At 69.8% G+C, this 21,385-nt stretch carries 18 protein-coding genes; 8 read left to right on the top strand and 10 right to left on the bottom strand.

Features of this window, described 5'->3' with window-relative positions; all coding sequences use genetic code 11:
- The first annotated feature begins 171 nt into the window (after positions 1 to 171).
- From DEIPH_RS04010 to DEIPH_RS04030, 5 genes are all read left to right on the top strand, one after another.
- Entirely contained in the window at positions 172 to 2,358 is a 2,187-nt protein-coding gene (locus DEIPH_RS04010; RefSeq protein WP_034354113.1) for a hypothetical protein, read from the top strand.
- Between the two features lie 93 nt (positions 2,359 to 2,451).
- Positions 2,452 to 4,014 (top strand): bifunctional metallophosphatase/5'-nucleotidase, encoded by a 1,563-nt coding sequence (locus DEIPH_RS04015; RefSeq protein WP_034354115.1) that lies wholly within the window; start codon positions 2,452 to 2,454, stop codon positions 4,012 to 4,014.
- Positions 4,015 to 4,519: 505 nt separating this feature from the next.
- On the top strand, positions 4,520 to 4,750 hold the full coding sequence (locus tag DEIPH_RS04020) for a hypothetical protein (RefSeq protein WP_034354119.1): 231 nt from the start codon (positions 4,520 to 4,522) through the stop codon (positions 4,748 to 4,750).
- Positions 4,751 to 4,794: 44 nt separating this feature from the next.
- Entirely contained in the window at positions 4,795 to 6,498 is a 1,704-nt protein-coding gene (locus DEIPH_RS04025) for a tetratricopeptide repeat protein (protein WP_235183163.1), read from the top strand.
- Positions 6,499 to 6,556: 58 nt separating this feature from the next.
- Entirely contained in the window at positions 6,557 to 7,600 is a 1,044-nt protein-coding gene (locus DEIPH_RS04030; RefSeq protein ID WP_051517134.1) for a helix-turn-helix transcriptional regulator, read from the top strand.
- A 34-nt stretch (positions 7,601 to 7,634) separates the two neighbouring features.
- Here DEIPH_RS04030 and DEIPH_RS04035 read toward each other — a convergent pair whose 3' ends face one another.
- Together DEIPH_RS04035 and DEIPH_RS20880 are read right to left on the bottom strand one after the other, a co-directional pair.
- Complete coding sequence (locus DEIPH_RS04035; RefSeq protein ID WP_034354124.1) at positions 7,635 to 8,084, bottom strand: response regulator; 450 nt, start codon at positions 8,082 to 8,084, stop codon at positions 7,635 to 7,637.
- A 308-nt stretch (positions 8,085 to 8,392) separates the two neighbouring features.
- Positions 8,393 to 9,532, bottom strand: coding sequence for a GGDEF domain-containing protein (locus DEIPH_RS20880; protein ID WP_081790766.1), 1,140 nt, complete (start codon positions 9,530 to 9,532; stop codon positions 8,393 to 8,395).
- Positions 9,533 to 10,296: 764 nt separating this feature from the next.
- Between DEIPH_RS20880 and DEIPH_RS04045 the strand changes: the two genes are divergently transcribed.
- Positions 10,297 to 11,373, top strand: coding sequence for a glycosyltransferase (locus DEIPH_RS04045; protein ID WP_235183164.1), 1,077 nt, complete (start codon positions 10,297 to 10,299; stop codon positions 11,371 to 11,373).
- A 31-nt stretch (positions 11,374 to 11,404) separates the two neighbouring features.
- Positions 11,405 to 12,547, top strand: coding sequence for a UDP-galactopyranose mutase (glf, locus tag DEIPH_RS04050; RefSeq protein ID WP_034354127.1), 1,143 nt, complete (start codon positions 11,405 to 11,407; stop codon positions 12,545 to 12,547).
- A 225-nt stretch (positions 12,548 to 12,772) separates the two neighbouring features.
- Here the strand turns inward: glf and dhaM are convergent, their stop codons facing one another.
- Genes dhaM through dhaK form a run of 3 tightly spaced genes read right to left on the bottom strand, consistent with a single transcriptional unit; the run spans position 12,773 to position 14,776 of the window.
- Complete coding sequence (gene dhaM, locus DEIPH_RS04055; RefSeq protein WP_034354130.1) at positions 12,773 to 13,171, bottom strand: dihydroxyacetone kinase phosphoryl donor subunit DhaM; 399 nt, start codon at positions 13,169 to 13,171, stop codon at positions 12,773 to 12,775.
- Positions 13,168 to 13,788 (bottom strand): dihydroxyacetone kinase subunit DhaL, encoded by a 621-nt coding sequence (gene dhaL / locus DEIPH_RS04060; RefSeq protein WP_034354134.1) that lies wholly within the window; start codon positions 13,786 to 13,788, stop codon positions 13,168 to 13,170. The genes dhaM and dhaL overlap by 4 nt, the downstream gene beginning before the upstream one ends.
- A gap of 1 nt (position 13,789) precedes the next feature.
- Positions 13,790 to 14,776 carry a dihydroxyacetone kinase subunit DhaK gene (dhaK, locus tag DEIPH_RS04065; protein ID WP_235183170.1) on the bottom strand — a complete coding sequence of 329 codons (987 nt, stop codon included), beginning with the start codon at positions 14,774 to 14,776 and terminating at the stop codon, positions 13,790 to 13,792.
- Positions 14,777 to 14,998: 222 nt separating this feature from the next.
- On the opposite strand from dhaK, the gene DEIPH_RS04070 reads away from it, so the two are divergent.
- The gene (locus DEIPH_RS04070) at positions 14,999 to 15,973 is read left to right on the top strand and encodes an aldo/keto reductase (protein ID WP_034354141.1); all 975 of its coding nucleotides are present in this window, start codon (positions 14,999 to 15,001) and stop codon (positions 15,971 to 15,973) included.
- A gap of 211 nt (positions 15,974 to 16,184) precedes the next feature.
- On the opposite strand, the gene DEIPH_RS04075 is transcribed toward DEIPH_RS04070, so the two are convergent.
- The 5 genes from DEIPH_RS04075 to DEIPH_RS04095 form a co-directional block, all read right to left on the bottom strand.
- Positions 16,185 to 17,216 (bottom strand): SIS domain-containing protein, encoded by a 1,032-nt coding sequence (locus tag DEIPH_RS04075; RefSeq protein ID WP_034354144.1) that lies wholly within the window; start codon positions 17,214 to 17,216, stop codon positions 16,185 to 16,187.
- On the bottom strand, positions 17,213 to 18,334 hold the full coding sequence (locus tag DEIPH_RS04080; RefSeq protein WP_034354147.1) for an N-acetylglucosamine-6-phosphate deacetylase: 1,122 nt from the start codon (positions 18,332 to 18,334) through the stop codon (positions 17,213 to 17,215). Before DEIPH_RS04080 ends, DEIPH_RS04075 begins: the two co-directional genes overlap by 4 nt.
- A complete protein-coding gene (locus tag DEIPH_RS04085; protein ID WP_034354152.1) occupies positions 18,331 to 19,251 on the bottom strand; it encodes an NAD(P)-dependent oxidoreductase in 921 nt (306 codons plus the stop codon). Before DEIPH_RS04085 ends, DEIPH_RS04080 begins: the two co-directional genes overlap by 4 nt.
- Positions 19,252 to 19,312: 61 nt before the next feature.
- A complete protein-coding gene (gene ptsP, locus DEIPH_RS04090) occupies positions 19,313 to 21,064 on the bottom strand; it encodes a phosphoenolpyruvate--protein phosphotransferase (RefSeq protein ID WP_034354155.1) in 1,752 nt (583 codons plus the stop codon).
- On the bottom strand, positions 21,057 to 21,341 hold the full coding sequence (locus DEIPH_RS04095) for an HPr family phosphocarrier protein (RefSeq protein ID WP_034354157.1): 285 nt from the start codon (positions 21,339 to 21,341) through the stop codon (positions 21,057 to 21,059). Before DEIPH_RS04095 ends, ptsP begins: the two co-directional genes overlap by 8 nt.
- Between the last annotated feature and the right edge of the window lie 44 nt (positions 21,342 to 21,385).

Genomic DNA, 21,385 nt, shown 5'->3' on the forward strand with positions numbered 1-21,385 from the left:
CCCGCGCTGTTGCCGCTGCCACCGGACTCCTCCGGCCAACCGCCCCGCCCTGAATTCCTGAGTGCCCCATTAACCCAGCGTGAGTCCGCGTATCCCGCAGGCGCTTCCCCCGGCCTGCTACGATCCAGGCAGACAGCTTGGACGCTGCCGGGAGCCAGGACTGGGGGAATCATGCTCGCCGTGCATCTTCTGGGGCACGTTCATATCACGCAGGCGGAGCGGATCGTTCACGTGTCCAGCAAGGCGGCGGCGCTGCTGGGGTACCTGGCGCTGGAAGCGCGGCCCCATCACCGCGAACACCTCGCGGAACTGCTCTGGGACAGTCCGGACGCCTTGCGGAACCTGCGGGTGGAACTGACGCGGCTCAAGCAGCAGGGCGTGAGTCCCTTTCCCGCCCGGCAACCGATGCTGTCGCTGAGCTGCCCCACGGATCTGAGCAGCTGGGTGGCCGGGGCAGGCGCTCTGACCGAGCGGGACCTGCCCGGCTGGCTGTCGCTGCTGCGCGGCCCGCCGCTCAGCGGGCTGGAGGACCTGGGGTCCACCAACTTCCGCGCCTGGGTGGACCAGCAGCGCAGCGTGATCGGCGATCAGCTCGAACGTCTGCTGATGCAGACCCACGCCCGCTTCGAGCGGCAGGGCCAGGGTTACGCGGCGGAATTGATCCGCGCGCGGGCGGAACTGCTGGGACTGAACTTCAGCGTGGAGCGGTCCCCGGTGCAGGCACCCGAGCTGCCCTTCGACTGGCCCGGGGAGCTGCTGGCGCTGCGCGAGGTGCTGGGACAGGCGCAGCACGCGCCGCAACTGGTGCTGCTCCAGGGGCACAGCGGCTCCCGCCGGCCGATGCTGCGGGCGCTGGTCGAGGGCACCGCCTGGCGGGCCGTGCAGCTCCAGTCGGCCCCGCAGCGGCCGCTGGTCCAGGCGGCGCTGCTGCAACATCTGCTGCGCGCCGTTCCCCCCGAACTGCGCTCCCCGGAGCCGCCCCCGGTTCCCTCACAGGACGCGGACGCGGACCTGGTCCGCATCGCCGGGATCATGGTGCAGGCGGCCATGCCCCTGGTCGTCGCCTTCCATGATGCCGACGCGGAACAGCGCTGGCTCCCGGCGACCGTCCGCTTCGCGTTGGACCTTCCCGTGCCCCTGGTGCTGGTGCTGTCCGCCACGTCGGCGCACGTGCTGGAGGAATTGCGGCCCGCCCTCGGGCACGTGGACCGGGAGCGGATTCACCACGTGACGCTCCCGCCCCTGGGTGTGGGCAGCGTCATGCGGGCCATGCGGGCGCAGCGGGCCGACGTGGAAGACGATACCCTGCGTGCCCGCGCCACCCGTGTGGTCCAGCAGTCCGAAGGCTGGCCCCGCTACGTCCAGGCCCTGCTGCGTGTGGATGCGGGGCACCGGCCCGGACAGGCGGCCATGCCCGGCGCCATCCGTGACCTGCTGCTGGTCGAGCTGGGCGGCCTGCCGGAACACATCCGGGCCGGGCTGGCGCACCTGGCCCAGCTGCACGACCGCTTCACGCCCGAGCTGGCCCGCACGCTGCTGGGTGACGCCGCCGACGAGGTGCTTCAGGTGGCGGTCCGGGCCTGCATTCTGGTGCATGCCAGCTCGCACGAGGCGCTCACCTTTCCCGAGCTGACCTACCGCAGCAGTGACGCGGAGGTGCATCTGGCCTTTGCCAACGAACCCGTGCGTGTGGCGCTCGCCAGCCTGCTGCCCCCGGCCCAGCGCCACGCGGTGCGGCGACTGCTCGCCGAGCTGCTGCTGCCCCTGCAACCGGCCCTCAGCCGCCTGTACGCCGAGCGTGCCCACCTGCCCGACCTGGCGGAGGCCGCCCGCGCGGCGCTGCCCCCCCTGCCCGCCAGTCCCCTGCGGACCGCGCCCATCGAACTGGTCGGTGAGCCGCCGGCCTCTGCCCAGCCCCGCCATGCCAGCGCCACCCCGAACGGCTACCGGGTGGCGCTGGAAGGCGGTTACCTGGAGGTGTTGCGCCGGGGCCGCCTGGGACCGCCGCCCCTGCTGAGCCTGTTCTTCCCGGAGGTGCCCGCCGGACCCTGGACCCTGACCGCCCGCCTCGACGTGCTGAACACCGCCCCGCAACTGGGCATGTTCCCGCCCCCCTACGCGCTGGGGCTGCGTGCCGGGTCCGGGCCGCGTCAGGTCTATTCCGCCGAGCCGCTGCCCGACCACAGTGACGGGGGCACCTCCCACATTTTCGGCGGGGTGCTGCCCCTGGCCCGCTGGTTCCGTCTGACCGGCAAAGGCGGCGGAGGTCACCTGGAAGTCAGTGTCCGGGCCATGGACGTGGCCCTGACCCTCGCCGGGCTGCGCTGGGGTGACAGGACGCTGCTGCCTTTCGGGTGAGGGGATCTTTTCCGGACCGCTGGGGTTGGGCAGCTCCGAGATCCGGCCCTTCAAGCCTCCTCCTGCCCCGCAACCATTTATGATGCAGCCGTGATGAAATTCTGGTTGCTCTCTGCTGCGCTGCTCGGCTCTGTCGCCGGTGCCGCGCCCCTCACCGTGACCATCCTCCACACCGACGACCTGCACGGGCACCTCGATCCCGTCAAGATCGGGCAGGGCACCTACGGCGGCTATGCCCGGCAGACGGCGCTGGTGCGCAAGTACGCCGCGCAGGACACCAACCCCCTGATTCTCTCGGGCGGCGACACCTTCCAGGGAACCCTCTTCTACAACGTCTACCAGGGCCTGGCCGACGTGCTGTTCATGAACCTCCAGGGCTATCAGGCGATGGCGGTGGGCAACCACGAGTTCGACAACGGCCCCGAGGCGCTGGCCCGCTTCGCGCAGAAGGCGCAGTTCCCGGTCCTGGCCGCCAACCTCGACGTGAGCCAGGAAGCCAGCCTGAAGGACCTGATCAAGCCCTACGCGGTCCTGAACGTGGCGGGGCAGAAGGTCGGCGTGATCGGCGCGGTGACGCCCGACCTGCCTCTGATCAGCAGCCCCGGCGAAAACGTGAAGATGCTGGAACTGATGCAGAGCCTGAAAAACAGCGTGCAGGCGCTCCAGGGCCAGGGCATCGACAAGATCATCCTGGTGTCGCACCTGGGCTACACGCTCGAGCAGGAAGTCGCCAGGACCGTGCCCGGCCTCGACGTGATCGTGGGCGGCCACAGCCACACGCTGTTGGGCACCTTCGACAACAAGGACTTCCCGGCCAGCGAAGGCCCCTACCCCACCGTCGTCCAGAACCCCGACGGGAACAAGACGCTCCTGGTCGCCGCCTGGGAGTGGGGCAAGGTGCTGGGCCGCATCAAGGTCACCTTCAACGACGCCGGGGCCGTCGAGAGCTATGAGGGCAACCCCATCGCGGTGTCCGCCGACCTGCCCGAAGACCCCACCGCCAAGCGCATGATCGAGACGCTCAGCGTGCCGATTGCCAACCTGCGCCGTCAGGTGATCGGCAACACTGCGCAGGGGCTGAACGGCAACCGCGAGATCGTCCGCAAGCGCGAGAGCGGCATGGCGAACGTGCTGGCCGACGCCGCGCTGGAAGCCGCGCAGAAGGCCGGGGCCGTCATGGCCTTCGTGAACGGCGGCGGCGTGCGCTCCAGCATCGACGCCGGGCCGATCACCTTCGAGGAAGCGATCACCGTGCAGCCCTTCGGCAACACCCTGACGGTGCTGGACCTGACCGGCGCGGAGATCAAGCAAGCCCTTGAACACGGCGTCGCCACCTGGAGCGAGAACAAGGGCCAGTTCCTGCATGTGTCCAAGGGCCTGAGCTACACCTTCGACCTCTCCAGGCCCGCCGGGAGCCGCGTCACCGCCGTCACCTTTAACGGTCAGCCCCTCGACGACACCAAGACCTACACGGTCGCCATGAACACCTTCACCGCGAACGGCGGCGACGGCTTCGACGTCTTCAAGAACGCCAAGGGCCGCCGCCTGGATACCGGTACCCTCGACATCGACATCCTGGTGAACTACTTCAAGGCGCACCCCACCGTCGATGCCCAGCCCGAGGGCCGCATCGTGATTCAGAACGAACCGAAGTAACGTCCCGGTTTCACCCGAAAGCAGCAGAAAGGCGCGTCCCTGGGGCGCGCCTTTCTTGTTTTGTCCTGAAGGAGGGCCGGAGGGGCCTGCGCCCTCGGGGGACATCCGGCGCAGCGAGGTACAGAGCGCCCAGAGCGTGCTCAGAACGGGGCTTAAAGGGTCATGACCGACGGGTGAAGGCGGCGCCGGGGCGGCCCTGCGGCTCTCCCCAGCCAGGACCGCGTTCAGCAAGTGGGCAAGGCGGCTGGCTGAAGCGTTGTGGACGGAACCCCAGCGGCATCCGTGGCAGACGCTGAAACCGGACGACCGAATTTGACGTTCTCCCCTGGCACTGTGGGCGCGTCGCAGCGAAAAAGCGCGATGTAGACCGTGCCAGGCGCCCCCACGTCCAAGTGGGCCGGCGCATCACCCGGACCTGATTCCCGCAGCACCTTGCCCCCCCGGGCGGGGTCTGGAGGGCCGTCATGTCCCGTTCCAGGGCCACGCCCGGCCCGGGAGAACCCCGATGACCCACGCCCCCGTCCGTTGTACCCCCACCCCCACCCCTTCTGTTCGTCTCCTGGCCGCCCTGCTGCTGGCTGCCGCCTTGTTCGGGGCCGCCGATGCCTCCTCGCCCAACCGCCAGCCACCTAGCCACCAGCCGCTCAACCCACAGGCTCTCCACCTGTCCGCCCCGTCCGTCGCCCCGACGCTGCTCGCGGGCGACGACGACAAGGATGGTCTGGGGAGCTGCTGAGCGGGTTCCGGTGAAGGGGGCGGGGCATTGCCTACACTGGAGGGGTGCCCCGCCCCCCCGTGCTGTCCGTGACGGACGAGGAACTCGCCGCATCGGTCGCCGCGCTGCTGGAGGAAGGTCAGGACGCCCTGGCTCTCCGCACGCTGACGCTGGCGGCCGGTGACGTGCAGCTCACCGCGCGCCTGACCTTCCTCCTCGACCTCCTGACCCGGTTGCCTGCCGACCTGCTCGGCAGTGAGCCGGGCGTCCGCCTGCATCTGCAACTGCTGAGCGGGCTGCGGCGACATGACCGGGTGCTGGAGGTGACGGCTGCCGCGCACGCCGCAGGCCTGAGCGCCCCCTTTCTGGACGTGTACCGGGGCTGGGCGCTCTCGCAGCAGGACCTCTTTCCGGAGGCGCTGGCGGCCCTGGCCCCGGCCCTGCAAACCGGTCCGGACGCGCTGGACCTCACACCGGTCGAAGACACCCTGGCCTGGCGTGTCCGGGCACGGTCCCTCGCCCGGCAGGGGCAGGACGGCTGGCGGGAGGCCTATGCGCGGGCCAGGCGGCGCGCGGCAGGCCGTCCACTGGCGCTGGTCTGGCTGGAGGAAGGCGCGACCCTGGGGCGGCGAGGCGACGTGGTGGACGCCCTCGCGGCCTATGCCCAGGCGCTGCCCCTGGTCGAGGGGGACCCCTACTACCGGGCGCTGACCCTGCACAACATGGGGCTGGTGTGCCTGCGGGCCTGCCGCTTCGAGGAGGCGGAGACGTATTTTCAGCGGGTGCGGCAGGTGAGGCGGAGGGCCGCCGCCTTCCAGGCCCGCGCCCAGTGCGGTGAGGCGGCGGTCCGCCGTGCCCTGGGCGAGTGGGAACGTGCGGAGGCGGCCTACCGGGCGGCCCTGGACCTCGACCCCGACGATGATGACCGGCGGCAGGCGTGGCGCGGTCTGGGCCATACCCTGCGCCTCGCCGGGCGGCCCCTGAGCGCCCTGGAGTGGCTGACGCGTGCGGCGAACGTCACGGCGGGGCAGCGGCAGACCGGGCGGTCGTGGGTGTTCGTGGACCTCGCGGCGGCCCACGCGGCCTTGAGGGACCCGCGCGCGGCCCAGGCAGCCCTGGACCGCACCGGCCCGCTGAGCGGCGAGGACGCCGACCGCGAACAGATCGTGCGGGCCGAACTCGCCCGGCAGGCAGGCGACGCGGGCACGGCCCTGGCCCTCCTGCAACCGCTCGACCGGCGGACCCTCTGGGCACGGGAGGAAGCCCATGCCTTTCCCGCGCTGTTCGCTCTGCTGGGGAGGGGCCGGCCCGCCCCTCTGGCCCGCCCAGCCTGTCCACACGTTCTGGTGCGGGCCGCCGGGCCGCTGGACGTGCGGGTGAATGGCCGCCGGGTACCTCTTGCACCCACAGCGCTGGCCGGGGTGCTGCTGGTCGCGCTGCTGGAAGCGGGCGGCCAGGCGGGCACCGGGCAGCTCGCGCTGGCCGTCTCCGGGCACGAGGAACGCCGCGAGCGGCACGGCAAGCAGGCGGTGTCGCGCCTGGCCCGGGAGCTGCGCCGGGCGCTCGGCTGGGAGGGCAGCGTGCGGGCCAGTGCCGGGGCCTACTTCCTCGATCCCCAGGCCGACTGGCGTTATGACGTGCGTGAAGCGCAGGCGGCGGGCCAGCCCGTCGAGGCTTTCCTGTCCGGCGTCACCCTGCCCTGGGTCCTGGACCGCGAGACCGAGTTGCGTCAACAAGGCTCAGGTTCTTTCAGTCCTGATTCCGGCTGAAACCCGCAGCGACAGAGGTGCGACACCCGGGGGGCATCCTGTGCCCCGGAGGACCACTGTGGGCGACCCCCATTTGCACGAGACCGACCCCCCCGCCCTGCCGCAGGAACGCAGCACCTGGCGCAAGGCGCAACGCCTGAGGCAACTAGAGGACGACCTGCGCGCCCGGCCCCTGAGCAGCCGGGAACTCGCCGGCCTGTACGGCGTGCCGATTCGCAATATCCAGCGTGACCTCCGCGCCCTGAAGGACATGGGAAAGGGCGTGGAGGAACGGGCGGGGCGCTATTCCATTCCCAGCCGCCGCGAGGCCCTGAATGCCGTCGAGGCCCTCACCGTTCACGCGGCGGTGCGGCTGCTGTACCACCACGCGCCCGCCCACAACCCCCATTACATCCGCGCGCTGTACAAGATCGCCGGAAACCTGCCCGAGGCGACGCGCCGCCTGCTCGACGACTCGGTGGTCGTCAGCACCGGACGGCACAGTGACGATCAGGCCCTGGAGGTCGTCGCCCGCGCCTGGGACGAACGCCGGGTGATCCGTTTCGATTACAAGCGCCCCAACGGCGAGCTGGAACGCGGCAACGAACTGTGCGTGTATTTCGTGGAGGTCAGCCGCACGAACCTCGCGCCCTACGTGATCGGGCTGGAGCGCCAGCGCCGTCAGGCCGTGCGGACCTTCAAGCTCAGCCGGATCGTCTCACCCGTCACGCTGCGGGACAGTTACAGCATCCCCGACAGCTTCAATCCCCGCGACCACCTCACCGATGCCTGGGGCGTGATCGGCGGGGCCAACCCCATCACCGTCCGGGTCCGCTTCACGCCCGACGCGGCCTACCGCGTGCTGGAGGGCGGCTATCCCAATGCCAGCGAGCCGCTGATCTACCCGGACGGCAGCGTGGACCTCGACATCCGCGCGGGGGCCGACCACACCGGCCTGCCCCGTGAACTGCTGCCCTGGATCCTCTCCTGGGGCCCGCGCGTGGAAGTCCTGGGGCCGGAACCCGTGCGGCGGCACTGGCTGAGCGAACTGCGCGCCGCCCTGCTGCGGGTCGACCCGGAGTTTCGGAGCCAGGCCCCGGATTCTGGTCCGACGTCCCCGTGAGACGAGGCACTTCCGCCCCAGGTCAGGGGTTCCGCTAGGGCCGCTGCTTGGGCGACAGGGCCACGATGGAGAACCAGAAGTTCTCGAAGGACTTGATGACCTCCACGAACTCCGCGATGGTCACGGGTTTGGGGATATAGGCGTTGGCGTGCAGGTTGTAGCTGCGCCAGATATCGCTCTCGGCGCGCGAGGTGGTCAGGACCACGACCGGAATGTTGCGCAGGGCGTCGTCCGCCTTGAGAACGTCGAGGACCTCCAGACCGCTCATGCGCGGCATGTTCAGGTCGAGCAGGATCACGTCGGGGGTGGGGGCGCTGGCGTAGGGGCCTTGCCGCCTGAGGAAGCCCAGCGCCTCGACGCCGTCCTTGGCGAGGTGCAGGTGGTGGGGAAAATGCGCCTCGCTGAACGCTTCCTCGGTCAGCATGATGTCGGCGGGGTTGTCCTCGACGAGCAGGATTTCGATGGCCTGGGTCTCTGTGGTCATGGCTGAGGCGTCTCCTGGAAGGCGGCGAGGGGCAGAACGCAGCCCTCACCCTGGCGCTGGGTGCGTGGCCCGCTGAACGGTGCATCCCGCCGCGTCCCGGTTATGACGGCCACCCGGCGGCCCCAGGCCAGAGCCTGTAGAAAGAAGGCCGTGAGGGAAATGTCCTGCGAGCGGGTGCTGTGAGCTGGGAGGGAAGGAAAAGCGGATGTGAAAAGGGCCGGCATGTCGCTGCATTGTAGTGAGGGTGGCGGCCTCTGCTCTCACATGCTTCCTTCAGGCCGATCGGCGCGGCAGGCAAAGGCCCCGGCTCAGTGCGCTTCGGCCAGTGCTGCCTCGGGCAGGTCGAGCCGCAGGATCACGCAGTTTCGCCCGGCGGCCTTCGCGGCGTACAGGGCGGCGTCGGCGCGGGCAATGCTGCTGCTCAGGTCATCGTGCGGGGTGAGGGCCGCGACACCGAAACTGGCGGTCACGCGGCCCACCCCGGCAAAGGTATGGGCCGCCAGCCCGTCCCGTAGCCGCTCGGCAATGCTCTGGCCCTGGACCACACCCACGCCGGGCAGCACGATCAGGAACTCTTCTCCGCCCCAGCGGCCCAGGTGGTCGGTGTCCCGCAGCGCGGTGCGGACCAGCCGCGCGCTTCCGATCAGGATCTCGTCGCCCACATTGTGACCGTGCGTGTCGTTGATGCGTTTGAAATGGTCGAGGTCGAACAGGACCAGACAGCCTGGGGTGCCCAGCCGGACCTCCGCCAGCAGGGCCTCGACGGCGGGATACAGGGCGCGGCGGTTGGGCAGGTGGGTCAGGGGATCGGTGTTGGCCAGCTGCTCCAGAGTCAGGCGCTGACCGCGCTCCACCAGAAAGCGCTCGCGGTACCACGCCAGGCTGTACAGCAGCACCAGGATCGCGCCGCAGGTCAGCTGTACCCGCAGCAGCTCCGGCTGGGTCGCCAGCGCCGTCCCCCGCGCCAGCAGGGCCGCCCAGGGCAGCACGACGCCCAGCGTATAGAAGCCCGCCGAGAGCCAGAGCGCGTGCCGGGTGCTGAACATCAGGAAGCTCAGGATCGAGACGGCAACCAGCATCCAGTACGCGCCGCTGGACAGATCGAGAACCCGGTCTTCCTGCGCGAGGAGGGACAGAAACAGCTGGACCAGCACCGCCAGCGAATTCATGAGGAAAACGACACGCTCCGCGACGATCAGCGGTCTGCCCTGTAGCAGCCAGATGGTGGCCCAGAGGCATTGCAGCAGCAGCACCGGATGCCCGTACAGCACGAACGGATCGGGCACCGGGCGGCCCCACTGCAAGATCCAGACCGCAATCAGGATGCTGCTGCCCACCACGACAGCCCCCAGATAGATACGTCGCCGCAGAGTCTCCACCCGCAGCGACACGTCTGACGGAGTCGCCAGCGAGCGGGGGCGGGACTGGCGGCGGTCAGAGGAAGCCATGTCTTTCCATGAGAGTAACAAAAGACTGAGATTGAGAAAGTGAACCCGGCTGCCCTGTTCCTGTGCGATTCCCAGAAAACGACGGAAGTGGGCTGGAGGGGGAGCGTGCTAGTTCAGCCGGCCGACGAGAGGGTTCTGATTGCCCATGACGGCCTGAGCTGGCACCGGATCAAGGCGTAGCCCGGCGTGGACGATCTCGGCTTGGTGCGGATACAGGTGTGGACTGTCCGTGCGGCGAGGATTCAGGTTCTCTGGGACTAAGGCAAGCCCGACCATATGGCCCTCTCTGTGCCCGCCTTCCCGGAGGTGTTGGCCCATCTCACCCTGCCCCAACCAAACAAAGAACATCAAAGAAGGTGTGAGAACTTCCATGGACACTGGGGCCGGTGGCCTGCCAGACTGTAAGCTCAACCGTAAAAGCGCGGCCTAGACGACTGTATGAAGCTTTGCTTCAAGGTCGCTTCAGGATTGTTCAGGGGGACTGGAACTCTCTGACGCTAGACTGCCAGCGTTCCCAGGACCGCCCTGACAGCAGAGACTGGGGGATGCCAGACCTGGCCTATTGTGATTTCGCTGAGTTGACCACTTTCGGTGCCGGTGCCGGGGATGTTGCCCGCGTCACCGTTTTTAATCCCTGGGGGAGGGACCACACCTTGAAACAAGTTGATTTTCAGCTGGACAGGAGCGGGGCCGCAGTCACGCCCGCTCTACTTGTGCTTTCTCATCTGCGTTGGGACTTTGTCTTTCAGCGGCCTCAACATCTGATGACCCGGGCCGCCCGCACGCGGCGGGTGTATTACATCGAAGAACCCCAGTTCACGCCGCAGCCGAGCCAGCTGGTGATCCGGCAGGACGAGAGCGGCGTCGTGGTGGTCACGCCGCACCTCGAAGCCGGACACACCCCCGAAGACTCGCAGGCCGCGACGGCCCGGCTGCTGGCCGACCTGGTCCGCACGGAGGGACTGGCCGAGTACGACCTGTGGGTCTATACCCCGATGGAGCTGCCGGTTACGGCGGGCCTGAATCCACGGGTGACGGTCTACGACTGTATGGACGAACTCGCCAACTTCAGGGGCGCTCCTCCTCAGTTGCGGGCGCGGGAAGAACAGCTGTTCGGGCGGGCCGATCTGGTCTTCACGGGCGGCCACCGCCTGTACGAGGCCAAACGCGAACGGCATGCGGGGGCCTATCCTTTTCCGTCCAGCGTGGACACCGCGCACTTTGCACAGGCGCGTTCGGGCCTGGCAGACGCGCCCGACCAGCAGCACCTGCCCCGGCCACGGCTGGGCTTTTACGGCGTGATCGATGAGCGGTTCGATACCGGGCTGATCGGGGAGCTGGCCCGCCGCCGCCCCGAGTGGCAGTTCGTGTTGCTCGGGCCGGTGGTCAAGATCGATCCTGCCGATCTGCCGCGCGCCGAGAACCTGCATTACCTCGGGATGAAGAGTTACCGGGAACTGCCCGGCTACCTCGCCCACTGGGACGTGGCCCTGCTGCCCTTCGCGCTGAACGAGGCCACCGAGTTCATCAGCCCCACCAAGACGCCCGAGTATCTGGCGGCGGGGGTGCCGGTGGTGTCCACCGGGATCCGTGACGTGATCCGGCCTTACGGCGAACTCGATCTGGTGCGGATCGCCGACGGGGTGGACGCCTTCGAGGCCGCTTGCGCCGCCGCCCTGGCCGAGCGCGGCACCGCCGCTGGGGAAGCCCGCCGGGAACGGGCCGACCGCCACCTCTCCACGCTCTCCTGGGACCGGACCTGGGCCGACATGAGCGCCCTGATCGAGCGGGCCGCCACCGAGCGCAGCGCCCTGCCCCTGGCCGGAGTCGCGGATGACTGAGGGGAACTGGGCTGAACCTATGATGGAGCCGATGACAGCAGATTCTTCCTCGGGCGGCTTCGACTATCTGATTGTGGGTGCGGGCTTCGCGGGCAGTGTGCTGGCCGAGCGCCTCGCGTCGGACGGCAGGCGCGTCCTGATCGTGGACCGGCGGCCCCATATCGGCGGCAACGCCTACGACCGCTACGACGATGCGGGCATCCTGATTCACCCCTACGGCCCGCACATCTTCCATACCAACAGCAAGGACGTGTTCGACTACCTCTCGCACTTCACCCAGTGGCGGCCCTACGAACACCGCGTGCTGGCGAGCGTAGACGGCCAGCTGCTGCCCATCCCGATCAACCTCGACACCGTGAACCGGCTGTACGGCCTGAATCTCACGTCCTTTCAGGTCGAGGACTTTTTCGCCTCGGTCGCGGAAAAGGTCGAGCAGGTGCGGACCAGCGAGGACGTGGTGGTCAGCAAGGTCGGGCGCGACCTCTACAACAAGTTTTTCCGGGGCTACACCCGCAAGCAGTGGGCGCTGGACCCCAGCGAACTCGACGCCAGCGTGACGGCGCGCGTGCCCACCCGCACCAACCGCGACGACCGCTACTTCGCGGACACCTATCAGGCGATGCCGCTGCACGGCTATACCCGGATGTTCGAGAACATGCTGAGTAGCCCCAACATCAGCGTGATGCTCAACACCGATTACCGCGACATCGTGGACTTCATTCCGTACCGGCACATGATCTACACCGGTCCGGTGGACGCCTTTTTTGACTACTGCTACGGGAAGCTGCCCTACCGCAGCCTGGAATTCGTCCACGAGACGCACCCGCGCGAGCAGTTCCAGCCGACCGGTACGGTGAACTACCCCAACGATTACGGCTACACCCGCATCAGCGAGTTCAAGTACATCACCGGGCAGCAGCACCCGCAGACCAGCGTCGTGTACGAGTACCCCCAGGCCGAGGGCGATCCCTACTACCCGGTGCCCCGGCCCGAGAACAAGGAACTGTACAGGCAATACGCAGCCCTGGCCGACGCCCGCCCGGACGTGACCTTCGTGGGCCGCCTTGCTACCTACCAGTACTACAACATGGATCAGGTGGTGGCGCAGGCGCTGGCGACCTACCGCAAGCTTAAGGACGCCCCGGTGCAGCCCGAAGCGACCCCGGCGGGCTGATTGCCGGTGCCCATCCCCCCGGCGGCGTTCGCGGGGGATTTTTACTGCTCTCTCTCCCCGACCTGTTCATCCCGAAGGACTGATGGGACCTGCAAAGCAGAGAGCGGAGGCGTTGGCGGCGCTTTCTCCAGGGCGTCATTCGGCCAAAGGCTCTGAAGGGGAGAGCAAGGCTTTCCTCTGGTCCAGCCACCGGCGGCCCTCCGGCCCCACTGACAGGCGATCCGGTCAGGTCTTCGGCATCCGGTAGGCTGTTTCGGCCTCGGCGCAGACTTCTCCCAGGGGTGCGCCGACCGAGGCGGACACGGCAGCCAGCACCGCGCCCTCGACCAGGGGGGCCTGCGCGACCTTGACCCGCTGTCGCTGGTCCGGGTCGAGCATCTCCAGGGCCAGGGCCGTGTTCATGGCGGCGCTGCCCAGATCGAGCAGGATCAGCACGTCATGCCCGGCGGTGAGAGCGGCCTCGACGGCCCGGGAAATCCGGGGGGCGCTGGTGCCCAGGTCGCCGTCCTCGGTGCCGCCGACCGCCGTCATGGAGAGGTCCTGGCCGCCCATCTGCCCTGCGAGTTCCACCACGCCCTCGGCCAGCCGCGCGCTGTGGGACACGATCACCAGGGCGACCGTCACGTGTCCTCTCCCAGCGGACCGGACAGCGCCTCGGCGAGCGATTGCCACAGCAGGGCGCTGGAGGCGGCGCCGGGGTCAATGTGCCCCAGCGAACGCTCGCCCAGGTAGCTGGCGCGGCCCTTGCGGGCGATCAGCGTTGTGGTGGCCTCGGCCCCTGCTGCTGCGGCCTGCGCCGCCTGCCGCAACGTCTCCCCGCGTTCCAGGGCGTCCAGGGCGGGCCGCCAGGCGTCCAGCATGGTCTTGTCTCCGGCCTCGGCCTTGCCCCGCTCGATCAGGCCCCGGTAACCCGCTTCCAGGGCGTCCCGCAGGTCCTCGCGGCCCAGTTCCGGCTTGCCCGCCAGCGCCGCCGACGCGCGCAGGAAGGCCGTGCCGTAGAGCGGACCGCTGGCCCCACCGACCTTGCCGATAAAACTCATGGCCGCCGACTTCAGGACCGCCGAGGGGTCGCCCTGCGCGGGCAGGGCCGCGACCACCGCATTCACCCCGCGTTCTATGCCGCTGCCGTGATCGGCATCCCCGATGGCGGCGTCCAGCTCGGTGAGGTAGGGGGCCTGTGCCTGAATCTTCTCCTGAAAGACCCGCAGAAAGTGCCGCAGGTCGTCTGCCGTCACCGGCATCTCAGCAGCCCCAGCGCAGGGCCGCCGTCATGACCGGCGCGTCCCACAGACGGAGCTGCTCCGGGCCGGCGCGCAGTACGCTGATGCTCAGGCCCTGCATCTCCAGGCTGGTCACGTAGTTGCCGACGAGGTTCCGCGCGGCGGTCACGCCCCGGTCTTTCAGCAGCCGCAGCACCTGCCGGTGGGCGATATACAGCTCCAGCAGCGGCGTGCCGCCCATGCCGTTGGTCAGCACGATCACTTCCTCGCCGCGTTTCAGGTCCAGATCGTCCGCGACCGGCCCCAGCAGCGCCTCCACCATCTCGTCGGCGCTCATCATCGGCACGCGGGCGCGGCCCGGCTCGCCGTGAATACCGATGCCCAGTTCGAGTTCCTGCGCTCCCAGTGTGAAATTGGGTGTTCCCGCCGCCGGGACGGTCGCGCCGGTCAGGGCCAGGCCCATGCTGCGGACATTCTGTATGACCCCCTCGGCCACCTGCCGCACGCCGTTCAGGTCGCGGCCCTCCTCGGCGGCGGCCCCCGCCAGCTTTTCCAGCAAGACCGTGCCGCCCACGCCGCGCCGTCCCGCCGTCCAGGTGCTGTCCTGCACCGCCACGTCGTCCCCGATCACCACGGTCTGGACCTCCAGCCCCTCGGCGGCGGCCAGTTCGGCGGCCAGCTCGAAGTTCATCACGTCCCCGGTGTAGTTCTTGACGATGTACAGGGCACCCTTTTTCCCGGCCACGCGCTGGGTCGCCGCCAGCATCTGATCGGGGACCGGGCTGGTAAAGACCTCGCCCGGACAGGCCGCTGCCAGCATCCCCCGGCCGATAAACCCGGCGTGCAGAGGCTCGTGCCCGCTGCCGCCGCCAGAGATCAGCGCGACCTGATCGGGCATCTGGGCGCGGGACAGGTACAGCGGCTCGGCGTTCAGCGTGACCAGATCGGCGTGGGCCGCGGCGAAGCCCTCGCAGGCCTCGCGCACCACGTCGGGAACGGCGTTGATCATCTTTTTCACGGTCTTCCTCCTTGTCAGGGGCTGACGGTCCCGCAGCGGGTAGGGCGCGCGGAGCAGGGGAGAACAGCGGGGCGGAGTTCCAGTATAGGGGTCGCCTCCGGCACCTCTGCCAGCCAGCGGGTAATACAGATTCCGATTGCAGGGTGTTGAAAACAACCGGAAATCCGACCGAAGGGCGAAGGAACAGCGGCGGATTCCGTATTAAGGTGGGACATGGACTACATCCGGCTGGGACAGAGCGGCCTGAAGGTTTCCCGCATCGCCCTGGGGACCATGACCTACGGCGACCCGGCCTGGCGGGACTGGGTGCTGCCCGAGGAGCAGAGCCGCCCCTTCATTGCCCGCGCCCTGGAACTGGGCATCACCTTCTTCGACACCGCCGACATGTATTCGCTGGGGGCCAGCGAGGAGGTGCTGGGGAGGGCGCTGCGGGACTATGCGCGGCGCGATCAGGTGGTGATTGCCACCAAGGTCTTCAACCGTATGGGCAGCGGCCCCAACGACGCCGGGCTGTCGCGGGGGCACATCATGGACGCCGTGCAGGCCAGCCTCAAGCGCCTGGGCACCGACCACATCGACCTCTACCAGATCCACCGCTTCGATCCCGAGACGCCCATTCTGGAAACCATGACCGCCCTGCACGATCTGGTCCGGATGGGCGCGGTGCGGTACATCGGCGCGAGCAGCATGCTGGCCTACCAGTTCGCCCGGATGCAGCACGTGGCCGACCTGCACGGCCTGACCCGCTTCGTGAGCATGCAGAATCACTACAACCTGGTCTACCGCGAGGAAGAGCGCGAGATGCTGCCGCTGTGCCGCGAGGAAGGCGTGGGCGTGATTCCCTGGAGTCCGCTGGCGCGCGGCTTTCTGGCCGGGAACCGCCAGGCGGGCGAGGCCCGGACCACCCGCGCCCACAGCGACCGTTTCGCCCAGGCGCTCTACCACACCGAGGACGACTACGCCGTGCAGCAGCGGGTGGCCGAGGTGGCCGCGCGGCTGGACGTGACGCCCGCCCAGGTGGCGACGGCCTGGCTGCTGCACCAGCCCGGCGTCACCGCGCCCATCGTCGGGGCGAGCAAGCTGCCGCATCTGGAGGACGCGGTGGCCGCCCTGAAGGTGCGGCTCACGCCGGAGGACCTGCGGGCACTGGAGGAACCTTACCGGCCCCATCCCGTGCTGGGCATCTGATACGGACTCCGATTGAAAGGTTGACTTGTCGACCTGGCAATCCGACCGAAGGGAGAGGGAGAAACGACGGGTTCTGCGGTATGGAGCAATAAGCGGGAAAGCGCCGCTTGTTGCGGAAGTTAGGAGAAACCGTATGAGAAGGGCTTGCGGCGAGGGACGCCCCTGCGTGGGCGAGCCGGATGACCGTTCCTCGCCGCCGCATAGGGCAGCCTCAGCGCGTCTTGGTCACCTTGCTGAGCAGCGGGGGGGCGTCGGGGTTCAGCCCCCGGTGCAGGGCCAGGTGGGCGGCGAACAGGTAAAACGCCAGCGCGCTGGGCACCGGGTCGGTGAGGGCGTGGCCCGTCGCCGGAGTGGTCAAGGTGCTGCCGCTGGCCGGGCCGAGGGTCCGCAGGTCCGCCCCGTTGCTCCGCAGGTCGGCATAGGCGGCGGCGGTGGCCGACTGCGCCGCGTCCGCCGGGGCAAAGCCCAGCAGCGGCACGCCCTCGGCCAGCAGACGCTTGGGGCCGTGGCTGAACTCGGCGGCACTGTACGCCTCGGCGTGGATGCCGCAGGTTTCCTTGAGCTTCAGCGCCGCTTCCTGCGCGACCCCGAAATGCAGGCCGCGCGCCAGCACCAGCAGGTTGTCCGCGAAGCGGTAGCGTTCGGCCAGGTCGCGGGCGGCGTCTTCCAGCCCCAGGGTGCGTTCCAGGGCGTCCGGCAGCGTCTCCAGCGCCCGGCTGAGGGCCGCGTCCCCCGCGAGGTCCGCCACGACCGGCAGCAGGGCCGTCAGGCTGGCGAGGTAGCTCTTGGTGGCGGCCACCGCGCGTTCCTCGCCGCACTTCAGGGGCAGGACGAACTCGGCCTCGCGGGCCAGATCGCTGTCCTCCACATTGACCAGCGCGACGGTGAGGGCACCCCCCTGGCGCGCCATCCGGACGTTTTCCACCACGTCGGGACTCGCCCCCGACTGCGAAACGGCGATCACCAGCGCGCCGCGCAGGTCGAGGCGGGCACCGTAGAGGGTATAGACGCTCGGCCCCAGGCTGGCGACGGGCAGTGACAGTTGCGTTTCCAGCGCGTATTTCAGCACCGTGCAGGCGTGGTCGCTGCTGCCGCGCGCGATAGTGACGGCGTAGGGGGGCCGGCGCTCGCGGATCGCGGCGGCCAGGGCGCGCGCCGCGTCCGCGTTCTCGCGCAGTTGCCGGGCGACGACCTGCGGGGCTTCGCGGGCTTCCTGCAACATCAGGGGGTCGGGGGTGGTCATGGTTGCTCCTCCAGAACAGGCTGTCCGGCCACATACACCTGAAGGACGTTCAGGTCACGGTCCAGTACGGTGAGGTCGGCGCGCAGGCCCGGTTCCAGGCGGCCCCGGTCCGTCAGGCCGACCGAGGCGGCGGGCGCGGCGCTCAGCATCCGGCTGGCTTCGGGTAGGGGAATGCCCGACTGCACGGCGTTTCTGAGAGCCACGTCCAGCGTGAGGACGCTGCCCGCGATGGTGCCGTCGGCCAGGGTGGCTTTGCCGCCGCGCACGGTCACGGGCTGGCCGCCGAGTTCGCTGGGGCCGTCGCCCAGTCCGGCGGCGCGCATGGCGTCGGTGACCAGCAGGACGCGGCCCGGTGCAGCGGCGTGGGCCAGCCGGAAGCTGGTGGGATGGACGTGGATGAGGTCCAGAATCACCTCCTGATAGGCGTGCGGGTCGGCCAGGAGGGCGCCGGGCGGGCCGGGGTCGCGGCCCTCGATGCCTCCCATCGCGTTGAAGAGGTGGGTGGCGCAGGTCTGCCCGCCTGCCGCGTGGACCGCCTCCAGCAGCGCCGTCACCGTACCCGCGTCCGCCCGCGTATGCCCCACGCCGACCCGCACGCCCGCGCGGGCAAAGCTGAGGGCGGCCTCCTCCGCCCCCGGCACTTCCGGCGCGAGGGTCACGGCACGGACCACGCCTGCCCCCAGCACCTCCGCCACCCGGTCGGGCGTGGGCGGCACGGTGTTCGGTGGTTGCGCGCCGAGCCGCCCTGGGCTGATGAAGGGGCCTTCCAGGTGGGCGCCGGCCACGTCTGCGCCGCCCGCTATACCCCCGGCGTCCATCACCTCGCGCACCCCCGCCAGCGCGGCCAGCACCTTTTCCCAGGGATTCGTGATGGTGGTGGGCAGCAGGGTGGTGGTGCCGTGCCGTGCGTGCAGGCGGGCGAGGGTCCGCACGCCGTCCGGGCCGTCCATCGTGTCGCCGCCGCCGCCGTGAACGTGGGTGTCCACGAAGCCGGGGAGGATCAACACGTCCTGCGGGGCCTCGGCGATAGGGGTCACCGCATCGAGCGTGTGCCCGAAGTGGACTTCTCCGGGCACGACGCCCCCGGGCAGCACCAGCTGGCCTCTGAGCGTTCTCAAGTTTCCTCCTCCATCAGCAGGCCGCTGAGGGCTTCGATATGGCGCACCAGGGCGCTGTGGTCTTCCCCGGCCCGCCCGCCGTCTCCCGCCAGATAATCGGCGTAGAGCTGGCGGGCCTGCGCGGTGAGGGGCAGCACCGCACCGACCTCCCCGGCCACCTCCAGCACAGTGTCCAGGTCCTTGAGCTGGGTGGCGACCGAGCCGCCCGGCGTGAAGTCGCGCTCCAGCATGCGCGCCCCGTGTTCGGTCAGGATGCGGCTCTGGCAGAAGCCGCCCAGGATCGCCTGGCGCACCCGTGCCGGATCGGCCCCCCCCGCGCGGGCCAGCGTCAGCCCCTCCGCGACCGCGCCGATGGTCACGCCCACGATGGCCTGGTTGACCAGCTTGGCGAGCTGCCCGCTGCCCAGAGGTCCGACGCGCGTGACCTGCCCCAGCACGTCCAGCACCGGGCGGGCCTCGTCGGTCCATTCCGGCGGCCCGCCCACCATGATCGCCAGTTCGCCGCGCGCCGCGCCGCCCGTGCCCCCGCTGACCGGGGCATCCAGAAACCGTAACCCGAGCTGCTGCGCCCGCGTTCCCAGATCGCGCGCAGTGGCCGGGGGAATGCTGCTCATGTCCACGAAGAGTGTGCCCGGACGGGCGGTGGCAAAGGCACCGCCCAGCAGCACCCCGCTGACCACGCCCCCGTTCGGCAGCAGGGTGATGACCAGATCGGCTTCGGCCACGGCGTCGGCGGCGCTGACCGCGACCCTGGCCCCCAGCGCCCCCAGGGCCGCCGGACTCGCGGCCGAGCGGTTGAAGACGGTGAGGGAAAAGCCCGCCCGCAGCAGGTTCTCGGCCACCGGGCGGCCCATCCGGCCCGTGCCGATCAGGGCCAGCCGGGGAAGGGCGTGAGTGTCGGGGGAAGGGGCCGTCATGCGCGAGTCTCCCGCCGGAAAGCCGGGGCAGGGCGGCCCTGCACAGACAGGCTGTCCCGGCTCACGCGCCCGGCTCCCGCTGGGCCAGTTCAGGAAAGGCGCTGCGCACAGCGGCCTCCACCTCCTGCGCGGTGTCCAGCGTCAGGGCGTGGGCGGCCAGTTCGCGGGCCTTCCCCGCGTCCAGCTTCAGCACCTGCTCGCGGCGCGGCAGCAGGGCGGGCGCGCTCATGCTGAGTTCGGTGACTCCCAGGCCGACCAGCAGCGGCAGCGCGAGCGGATCGCCCGCCATCTCACCGCAGACGCCCACCCAGCGGTTCTGCGTGGCCGCGCCTGCACAGGTCTGCCCGATCAGCGCGAGAATGGCCGGATTGAGCGGCTGGTACAGGTTCGCCACCTGCTCGTTCAGGCGGTCGGCGGCCAGCGCATACCCGATCAGGTCGTTCGAGCCGATGGAAAAAAAGTCGGCCTCGCGCGCAAACTGCCGGGACAGCACGGCGGCGGCGGGAATCTCCACCATCATGCCGACCTGGATATGCTCCGCGACCGGGACCCCTTCAGCGGTCAGCCGGGCGCGTTCCTCGTCCAGCAGGGCGCGGGCCGCCCGGAACTCCTGCACGGTGGCGATCATCGGGAACATCACGCGCAGGTCGCCGTGGACGCTGGCCCGCAGCAGGGCGCGCAGTTGCACCCGGAAGAGGTCCGGGCGGGCCAGACACAGCCGGATGGCCCGGAAGCCCAGGAAGGGGTTTTCCTCCGGGGGAAGGTTCAGCGCCGGAAGCGCCTTGTCACCGCCCACATCCAGCGTGCGGATCACCACCGGGCGGCCCGCCATCCCCTCCAGCACGGCGCGGTAGGCGCGGTATTGTTCCTCCTCGTCCGGGAGCGTGTCGCGGCCCAGGTAGAGGAACTCGGTGCGGTAGAGGCCGACGCCCTCCGCCCCGGCTTCCAGCGCCAGCGGCAGGTCGGCGGGGCTGCCGATGTTGGCGGCGAGTTCGACCCGCAGGCCGTCGGCGGTGCGTCCTTCGCGGCCTGCCAGCGCGGTCAGCCTCGCCCGCTCCTCGGCTGTCCGTTGCATCTGGACCTGCGCGGCGGCGACCTCTCCAGCCTCCGGGTTCACGCTCACCCGGCCCGCGTCCCCGTCCACCAGCAGAACCGTGCCGGGTGAGATGCCGTGCAGCGCCTCGCCCACGCCCACCACAGCGGGCAGACCCAGGCCGCGCGCCATGATCGCGCTGTGGCTGGTGCGTCCGCCGACCGCCGTGACGACGCCGCGCACCAGCGAGCGGTCGAGCTGCGCGGTGTCGCTGGGCGCGAGATCGTGGGCGACGATCACGGCGGGTTCGCGCAGATCGGCCAGGGCCGTCAGGGGCTTTCCGAGCAGATGCGCCAGCACCCGGTTCCGCACGTCCCGCAGGTCCGCCGCGCGTTCGCGCAGGTAGGGGTCGTCCAGACTCTCGAACATGGTGATAAAGGTGTCACTGGCCCCCACCAGCGCCGCTTCCGCGTTCAGGCCACCGTTCAGCCCTGCGGTGATGGCCGCGTCCAGTTCGGGGTCCGAGAGCAGCAGCAGGTGGGCATCGAAAATCGCCGCGTGTTCGTCGCCCAGGCTGGCGCGCGCCCGTTCGCGGATCCGTTCGATGTCCGCACGGCTGGCCGCCAGGGCCGCCTCCAGCCGTGCCCGCTCCGCCGCCGCGTCCTGCCCGCTCCGCGTCTCGAAGGTCAGGTCGGGGGGCAGCAGCACGAAGGCCGGACCGACCCCCAGACCGGGCGAGGCGGCGATGCCGGTCAGCGGGCTGGAAGGTCCGTCAGGCACGGCGGGCCAGACCCTGCTCTTCCAGACGGGCCGCCAGCGCCGAGAGGGCCGCCTGCGCGTCCTCGCCCGTCGCGCGGATGCTGAAGGCCGCGCCCTGCGACAGCCCGACACCCATCACCGACATGATGCTCTTGAGGTTGACGGCCTTCCCGTCCGCGACGAGTTCCACCGCCGAGGCGAAGGGGGTGGCGACCTGAACGAGTTGTGCGGCGGGCCGGGCGTGCAGGCCGTGTTCGGACGTGACGATGAAGGGTTGTTCGGTGCTGGGCTGTTCCATGTCGGAAACCTCCGGGAAAGAAGCGGGGCAGGGGCGGCACCTTC

Origin of the sequence: Deinococcus phoenicis (assembly GCF_000599865.1) — a bacterium.
In the GTDB taxonomy this organism is placed as follows: Bacteria; Deinococcota; Deinococci; order Deinococcales; family Deinococcaceae; genus Deinococcus; species Deinococcus phoenicis.

Excerpts from the sequence above, each read along its gene's own strand:
- DEIPH_RS04010 (WP_034354113.1), top strand. The coding sequence starts at position 172 with ATGCTCGCCGTGCATCTTCTGGGGCACGTTCATATCACGCAGGCGGAG.
- DEIPH_RS04015 (WP_034354115.1), top strand. The coding sequence starts at position 2,452 with ATGAAATTCTGGTTGCTCTCTGCTGCGCTGCTCGGCTCTGTCGCCGGT.
- DEIPH_RS04020 (WP_034354119.1), top strand. The coding sequence starts at position 4,520 with ATGACCCACGCCCCCGTCCGTTGTACCCCCACCCCCACCCCTTCTGTT.
- DEIPH_RS04035 (WP_034354124.1), bottom strand. The coding sequence starts at position 8,084 with ATGACCACAGAGACCCAGGCCATCGAAATCCTGCTCGTCGAGGACAAC.
- DEIPH_RS20880 (WP_081790766.1), bottom strand. The coding sequence starts at position 9,532 with ATGGCTTCCTCTGACCGCCGCCAGTCCCGCCCCCGCTCGCTGGCGACT.
- DEIPH_RS04045 (WP_235183164.1), top strand. The coding sequence starts at position 10,297 with ATGACCCGGGCCGCCCGCACGCGGCGGGTGTATTACATCGAAGAACCC.
- glf (WP_034354127.1), top strand. The coding sequence starts at position 11,405 with ATGACAGCAGATTCTTCCTCGGGCGGCTTCGACTATCTGATTGTGGGT.
- dhaL (WP_034354134.1), bottom strand. The coding sequence starts at position 13,788 with ATGCCGGTGACGGCAGACGACCTGCGGCACTTTCTGCGGGTCTTTCAG.
- dhaK (WP_235183170.1), bottom strand. The coding sequence starts at position 14,776 with ATGATCAACGCCGTTCCCGACGTGGTGCGCGAGGCCTGCGAGGGCTTC.
- DEIPH_RS04070 (WP_034354141.1), top strand. The coding sequence starts at position 14,999 with ATGGACTACATCCGGCTGGGACAGAGCGGCCTGAAGGTTTCCCGCATC.
- DEIPH_RS04075 (WP_034354144.1), bottom strand. The coding sequence starts at position 17,216 with ATGACCACCCCCGACCCCCTGATGTTGCAGGAAGCCCGCGAAGCCCCG.
- DEIPH_RS04085 (WP_034354152.1), bottom strand. The coding sequence starts at position 19,251 with ATGACGGCCCCTTCCCCCGACACTCACGCCCTTCCCCGGCTGGCCCTG.
- DEIPH_RS04095 (WP_034354157.1), bottom strand. The coding sequence starts at position 21,341 with ATGGAACAGCCCAGCACCGAACAACCCTTCATCGTCACGTCCGAACAC.